The sequence below is a fragment of the Janthinobacterium agaricidamnosum NBRC 102515 = DSM 9628 genome, assembly GCF_000723165.1.
Lineage (GTDB): Bacteria > Pseudomonadota > Gammaproteobacteria > Burkholderiales > Burkholderiaceae_D > Janthinobacterium > Janthinobacterium agaricidamnosum.
Map to the genome: position 1 here is coordinate 5,879,965 of NZ_HG322949.1, position 1,395 is coordinate 5,881,359.

Here is a 1,395-nt window from a genome sequence, read left to right on the forward strand (position 1 = left end):
GCCGCATGCGCTGCCGTCCGGCGCGGCGCCGGACCTGTGGTCGGGCTTCGTGGCGCAGGTGCTGCGCGACGGCGCGGCGACGGCGCTGGTCGACAGCGACGGCGCGCAGATCAGCTATGCCGCCTTGCACCAGCGCGCGTGCCGGGTCGCCGCGGCGCTGGGCGGATTGGGACTGGCCGCCGAAAGCCGGGTCGGGCTGGCGTGCGAACGGCACGCCGGGCTGCTGGCGGCGATGCTGGGCATCCTGGCCGCCGGCGCGACCTACGTGCCGCTCGACCCGCGCTATCCGGCCGAACGGCTGGCCTACCTGGCCGGCGACGCGCAGCTGCGCTGCGTGCTGGCCGACGCGGCCGGCGCCGAGGCGCTGGCCGGGCTGGCGCTGCCATTGCCGGTGCTGTCCATCGATGCGCTGCCGGCGGCGGCAGACGGGCGCTGGCGCGCGCCGGCGATCCATCCGGAGCAGGCGGCGTATGTGATTTACACGTCCGGCTCGACCGGCCAGCCGAAGGGCTGCGTGGTCAGCCACCGCAACGTGGCCAGCCTGATGGCGTCGGCGGTGGCGCTGCACGGCTATGACCGGCACGACGTGTGGACCCTGTTCCATTCATACGCCTTCGATTTTTCGGTGTGGGAAATCTGGGGCGCGCTGCTGCTGGGCGGACGGCTGGTGCTGGTGCCGTATGCGGCCAGCCGCGACCCGGAAGCGTTGTATGCATTGCTGGCGCGGCAGCGCGTGACGGTGCTGAGCCAGACGCCGACGGCGTTCCGCTCGCTGCTGGCGGTGGACGCCGAGCTGCATGCCGGCCATCCACTGGCGCTGCGGCGGGTGATCTTCGGCGGCGAGGCGCTGGAGCCGGCGATGCTGGGCGACTGGTACCGGCGCCACGGCGCGGCGACCGAATTCATCAATATGTACGGGATCACCGAAACCACGGTGCACGTGACCAGCCGGGCGCTGGCGGCGCAAGACCTGGCGCGCGGCAGCGTGATCGGCGGCGCGCTGCCGGGCTGGCGGCTGTATCTGCTGGACGCGGCGCTGCAGCCGGTGGCGCCGGGGCTGACGGGGGAACTGTATGTCGGCGGTGCGGGCGTCACGCGCGGCTACCTGGGCCGTGCGGCGCTGAGCGCGGAACGCTTCTTGCCGGACCCGTTCGCGGGCGACGGCAGCCGCATGTACCGCTCGGGCGACCTGGGGCGCTGGCGCGACGACGGCGAGCTGGAATACCTGGGCCGTGCCGACCAGCAGGTCAAGATACGGGGCTACCGCATCGAGCTGGGGGAAATCGAGGCGGCGCTGGCGGCGCATGGGGCGGTGCGCGACGCGGTGGTGCTGGCGCTGGAGGTCGGCGGTGAAGGAGACAAGCGGCTGGTGGCGTGGCTGACGCCGCGCGAGGC

General features: G+C 73.4%; 1 protein-coding gene (only partly in view). It reads left to right on the forward strand.

What is annotated here, in order from left to right:
* Nucleotides 1-58 precede the first annotated feature (58 nt).
* Nucleotides 59-1,395: the 5' portion of an amino acid adenylation domain-containing protein gene (locus GJA_RS25480; RefSeq protein ID WP_479686751.1), read on the forward strand. The gene runs 16 nt beyond the window's last position; the window shows 1,337 of its 1,353 coding nt (coding positions 1-1,337); the start codon lies at nucleotides 59-61; its stop codon lies beyond the right edge, outside the window.